The organism is Paraburkholderia sp. (genome assembly GCF_026225065.1).
Classification (GTDB): Bacteria; Pseudomonadota; Gammaproteobacteria; order Burkholderiales; family Burkholderiaceae; genus Paraburkholderia.
In genome coordinates this window covers 1-5420 of record NZ_JAMFSB010000117.1, presented here as the reverse complement: position 1 = coordinate 5420, position 5420 = coordinate 1, and the positions used below count along the sequence as shown (strand labels likewise).

At 63.4% G+C, this 5420-nt stretch carries 5 protein-coding genes; 4 read left to right on the top strand and 1 reads right to left on the bottom strand.

What is annotated here, in order from left to right:
• Positions 1-791, top strand: a 791-nt coding sequence (locus M0954_RS09450; protein ID WP_297352821.1) for a rhodanese-like domain-containing protein, incomplete at its 5' end; no start/stop codon positions are given.
• A 96-nt stretch (positions 792-887) separates the two neighbouring features.
• Here the strand turns inward: M0954_RS09450 and M0954_RS09445 are convergent.
• Complete coding sequence (locus M0954_RS09445) at positions 888-1802, bottom strand: LysR family transcriptional regulator (RefSeq protein WP_297352819.1); 915 nt, start codon at positions 1800-1802, stop codon at positions 888-890.
• A 327-nt stretch (positions 1803-2129) separates the two neighbouring features.
• Between M0954_RS09445 and M0954_RS09440 the strand changes: the two genes are divergently transcribed.
• The 3 genes from M0954_RS09440 (at position 2130) to bamE (ending at position 5370) form a co-directional block, all read left to right on the top strand.
• Positions 2130-3008, top strand: a complete 879-nt coding sequence (locus M0954_RS09440; protein ID WP_297352823.1) for an ABC transporter substrate-binding protein — start codon at positions 2130-2132, stop codon at positions 3006-3008.
• A 109-nt stretch (positions 3009-3117) separates the two neighbouring features.
• A complete protein-coding gene (locus M0954_RS09435; protein ID WP_297352817.1) occupies positions 3118-4311 on the top strand; it encodes an acyl-CoA dehydrogenase family protein in 1194 nt (397 codons plus the stop codon).
• A 501-nt stretch (positions 4312-4812) separates the two neighbouring features.
• On the top strand, positions 4813-5370 hold the full coding sequence (gene bamE, locus M0954_RS09430; RefSeq protein ID WP_133891419.1) for an outer membrane protein assembly factor BamE: 558 nt from the start codon (positions 4813-4815) through the stop codon (positions 5368-5370).
• Positions 5371-5420: the final 50 nt, after the last annotated feature.

Here is a 5420-nt window from a genome sequence, read left to right as displayed (position 1 = left end):
GCGACGAAGCGCGCCGCTGGGCTGAGGAAGCCGTGCGGACAATCTATCGTTTCGACGTGCGTTCGCCGCAGGAGTACCAGGCGAGTCATGTCCCCGGATTTCGCAGCGCGCCTGGCGGACAGCTTGTACAGGAGACCGATATGTTCGCGTCGGTGCGCGGCGCCCGCGTGATTCTCGCGGACAGCGACGGCGTGCGGGCCAACATGACGGCTTCGTGGCTCGCTCAGATGAATGTCGAGGTGTACGTGGTCGATGGTCTGACGCCGGCCGATTTCACGGAAGAGGGCGCAGCGCCCGCCGTGCGCAACGCGGTGACGCCGCCTGCCGTCGACGAGATTTCGCCGACGGACCTCGCTATCCTGCTGCGTTCGCCCGGCACGGTCGTGCTGGATTTCACGGCGAGCGCGAATTATGTGGCGCGGCATATTCCCGGCGCGTGGTTTGCGTTGCGCGGACAGCTGGCTGATGCGCTGCCCAGCTTGCCGGAGGCGCAACGCTATGTGGTGACGTGCGGGACCAGTGTGCTCGCGCGCTTCGCTGCGCCCGAACTGGCCGCGTTGACGGGCAAGCCGGTGCAGGTGCTGACGGGTGGGACGACTGCCTGGATCGCGGCGGGTCTGCCGCTCGAGAGCGGCGAGACGCATCTCGCGTCACCGCGCATCGATCGGTACCGTCGTCCCTACGAGGGCACGGATAACGCGCACGAAGCGATGCAGGCTTATCTCGACTGGGAGTACGGGCTGGTTGCGCAGCTCGCGCGTGACGGTACGCATGGGTTTCATGTGATCTGAGCGGCGACCCTTGCTATTTGAAGGTCGCGCAAGCCGGGCCAACGCGCACCGCACGCTGAAGCAGGTGGCGCGCGCGTTGGCTCCTCTCTGTCTTCTTCAGGCCGCCTGAGACTGCAGTCGTGTCGACTTGAATTGCCGCTCGACGGAGGCGCCAAAACGCTCTACAGGCTGGTGCAACTTGCCGAGCACGCGCGGATGCACGAGCCAGATATCGATCAGCGGCTTGAAGTCGCTCACTGTCACCACGTCCAAAGCTACTGCGTAACGGCTCGTCTGTAGCAAGGGCAGCGGTACCAGCCCTAAGCCGTTGCCATCGGCGACGAGCTGCAATTGCAGTTCCGTGCCGAGTGTCTCCATGTTAAGCCTCAGCGTAAGACCGAGACCGGTCAAGGCACGCTGCAGGCCTTCGCGAAACCCGCAGCCATCCGGATTCAGCACCCAGCCGATCGCCTGACATTCCGCCAGCGTGTGCGCGCGTTTTTTCAGCGCGCCATGCGGCGCCACGACCGCGAGTTTGACGCGTCCCAGCGAGCGTGCGGCGAGCGGCTCGGCGAACGTCTTGTTGGCCGGCAGCAGGATGGCCGCGGCATCGAGTTCGCCGGCTTCCACCCGTTGCAGTAGCTGGCTTCCCCAACCGCTCGACGCGCGCGCCTGCAACTCGGGGTAAGCCGTGCGCAACTCGCGCATGGCATCGGGCAACGCGATGTCGGCAATCGTCTGCGCGACGCCTAGGCGCAGTGCGCCGACCGGCGGCGAATCGTTCGCGACCAGCCCGCGCAGCACGTCCAGTTCGCGCTGGATAACGCGGCACTGTTCGTAGACGACGCGCCCGGTTGCAGTGGCTTTTAGCGGACGCGTATTGCGATCGAGCAGTTCGATGCCCAACGCTTCCTCGAAGTTTTGCAGCCGGCGCGTGATGGCCGGTTGCGTGAGGCCGAGTGTCTGCGCGGCCTGCTGCAGCGACTGGGCGCGGATGACGGCGACATAGGCGTCGATATCGTCGATCTTCATGTTGAGCGATGAGGTAAGAGGGCAAGCGAATCGTGCGCTCGATGATACCTGCAATGAGACCGGTTCACGCTGCCGCGCGTAGCAAGATCCGCATATTTGCTTAGAAGAATAATGCGTTTGTCTTATACAAGTGCGTGCCGTATCGTCGTTGCTGACTAGTCCGTAGCGAACGATATGACGACAACACGTTTTCTCTCCCGTGGGTTTTTCACGCCTCTTGCGTTTGTCGCATGCATGGCGTCGCCGCGTCTTCGTGACGTGCTGGCAAAATCATTTGTATTGGCAGCGCTGGCCTTGACCGCAGTAGGCCTAACGTCATGGCCAGGCATGGCGTGTGCCGCCGATCTGCCCGTGCTGAAAGTAGGCGACCAGTCGCTGCAAACACGCGGCATTCTCGAAGCGTCTGGACAACTGAAGGATCTGCCGTACCAGATCGAATGGTTCAACTTTCCTGCTGCGCAGCCACTCGGTGAGGCACTGAACGCGGGTGCGGTGGACGTGGGCGGCCTCGGCGACGCACCCCTGGTGTTCGCGCTTGCAGCGGGCGCCCAACTGCGCGCAGTGGCCGCGACGCGCTCTCATCCGGTCGATCTCGCGATCGTCGTCGGTGCGCATTCATCGCTCACCGATGTGACGAGCCTGAAGGGCAAGCGTATCGCGACGACGCGCGGCTCGATCGGTCACTTCCTCGTGCTCGCAGCCCTGAAAAAAGCCAACATCCCGCTCTCCGGTGTCACACTGGTGTTCCTCGCGCCGGCCGATGCAAAGGCTGCGCTTGCATCGGGCAGCGTGGATGCCTGGTCGGTGTGGGATCCGTACACGGCACTGAGCGAGTCCCGCGATCATGACCGCATTCTCGTCAATGGCGTCGGCTTGTCAGAAGGGTTGAGCTACCAGGTTGCGACTGAACGTGCGATTGCTGATAAACGTGCCGTGCTAGCGGACTTTTTGCGGCGCGTGGCGCTTGGCCAGCAGTGGGCGCTGTCGCATCCTGAGGAGGTCGCGGCGATGCAGTCGCGCGTAACTGGCTTGCCGCCCGACGTGTTGAAAACCGTCTATCAACGCGGTCAGGTGCATCCAGTCGCGATTGACGACGGTGTGATCGCGGCGCAGCAGCGTACCGCCGACACCTACACAGCCGCCAGCGTGATTCCCGCGCGCCTCGATGTAAAAGCGAGCTTCGACCGCAGTTTTCCTTTGCCTTAAACTTGTGAACTGTCGGTCCCGAGTCCTTAAGTATCCTTAAGTGTCCTTGAACCATCAGCAAGCCTGAACATAACCACGGTCGCGACAGCGCGGCCGCGCCGGAGCTGCGATGAACGCCCCCGACTTCGAACCCACCGCCGCGCACGCTGCGGCGCGACGCCATCCGCCGCTCGATAGCGACGCGTTCGACGCCTTGCTTGCGCAATTGACCAGCGAGTTCGCCGCAAGCGCCGCAGACTACGATCGCAGCGGCGATTTCCCGCATGCCAATTTCGCGCGTCTGCATGAGCACGATCTGCTGTCGCTGACGGTGCCGGCGGATCTCGGTGGCGGCGCAGCCAGCTTGCCGCAAGCCCTGAAGGTGGTGCGTGCGGTGGCCCGCGGAGAGCCGTCGACGGCCCTTGTGCTGGTCATGCAGTATCTGTTTCATCACCGGTTGCAGGGCAACCAGAACTGGCCGCGTGCGCTGCGTGAGCAGGTCGCCAGCGAAGCCGTTCGCGACGGTGCACTGATCAATTCGTTGCGGGTCGAGCCCGAACTTGGCACGCCGGCTCGTGGCGGTCTGCCAGGCACGCTTGCTACGCGTCGCGGCGAAGGCTGGGTCATCAACGGCAGCAAGATCTATTCGACCGGCAGCCCCGGCTTGACGTGGCTGGCGGTATGGGCGCGTAGCGACGAGACCCCGCCGCGCGTCGGCGTGTGGCTCGTGCGACGCGACACGCCAGGCGTGCGGGTCGGGGCGCTGTGGAATCATCTCGGCATGCGCGCAACGGGCAGCCATGAAATCGTCTTCGACGATGTCTTTGTGCCGGCGGACCATGCCGTGGACATCCAGTTGCCTGGCGCTCCCGGTGCAGGACTGGACGCGCTTGGAATGGCATGGATGAGTGTGTTGCTGTCGGCGGTGTACGACGGGGTGGCGCGTGCCGCGCGCGACTGGTTCGTGCACTGGGCGACGACTCGCGCGCCCGCCAATCTCGGTGCGCCGCTCGCGAGTCTCGCGTCGTTTCAGCAAACGCTCGGCCGCATCGATGCCCTGCTGTTCAGCAACCGCGTGCTGCTCGATGCGACGGCGCACGTCGAGCGGGTGGCGCTCGACGAAGCGCCGCTCGTCAAATACACGGCGACGAATCAGGCGATCGAAGCAGTGCAACTGGCCGTCGAGGCGAGTGGCAATCCGGGCTTGAGTCGCGACAATCCGCTTGAGCGGCACTACCGCGATGTGCTGTGCGCTCGCATCCACACGCCGCAAAATGACTCGGTGTTGCAGGGTGCCGGGCGGGCGGGATTTGCGCTGGGTTAGTCAGCGTCTATTCATCAGAAGATTCAGTGTAAACGCTGGCTCGCACAATCAATTTAATGCGTCTAAATTATCGCCACCTGGGCAAAATAGTCGAGGGACCAGACGGCCGTGTGCAGCGGTCTGTCACGGGCGAAAGCGTAGGGTCAGCGGCCATCTGCGGCTGATTGCTTCGTTCAGCCGGACCGCTGCGTGTCGTCTTGGGTCTCTTATCTATCCCGTCTTTTTCGCACGGTCGTTCCGCCGCGAGTCTCCCGCCGTTTTGCACGCCTTCGTTGACCCCGGATAACCTCCGACGCGTCGCGCTTTTAGTGGACTATCCGTTCTCCGTCCGTTTTTCCGCTGGGTCTCGCCGGTAGCAGGCACGGCGCATTGCGCTGGACCGTCTCCGCATTGCTCTCCGTCCCGGCGCTTGCCCACTGGCCGCCTCGCTGCGTTTGCGGGCGAGCTTTTGCTATCCTGTCGTCCAACCTTCACATAACGGACCGCATCCCGACTTCCCCGATGGCATCGAGCTACCGATTGCTTACCGTCGCCGTGCTGGCCGCCTCGCTCGCGCTGGCGGGCTGCGACGACCAACAGGGCCAACGTGCTGTGCAAAAACTCAAGGAACTGTTCAACGCCATCAAGCCGGACGCGCTGTTGCTCAAGGGCCTCACGCCCGGCGTGACGACTGAGGCGGAAGTTCGCAACCAGATGGGCAAGCCAGAAACCGAACGCACGTTCACTGACGGTTCGAAGCGCTTCGAATATCCGCGCGGCCCGCAAGGGCTCAACACCTATATGGTCGACATCGACCGTGACGGCAAGCTGCAGGCCATCACCCAGGTGCTGACCGCAGCCAACTTCGCGAAAATCCAGCCGGGCATGACCGAGGATGAGGTGCGCCGTCTGCTCGGCAAACCAGGCCAGGTGGCGGTGTTTCCGCTCAAGCCGGAAACCGTATGGAGCTGGAAGTGGCGCGAGGGCGGCGTGACGCAGGAGGGCTTCTTCAACGTGCATTTCGATGCGTTTCACAAGGTCTATACGACATCGCGTTCCGACGTGATACGTGGACGATAAGGAGAAAACATGCTGCGGCGACGTGCTCACTCGCGCATTGGTCTCGTGCT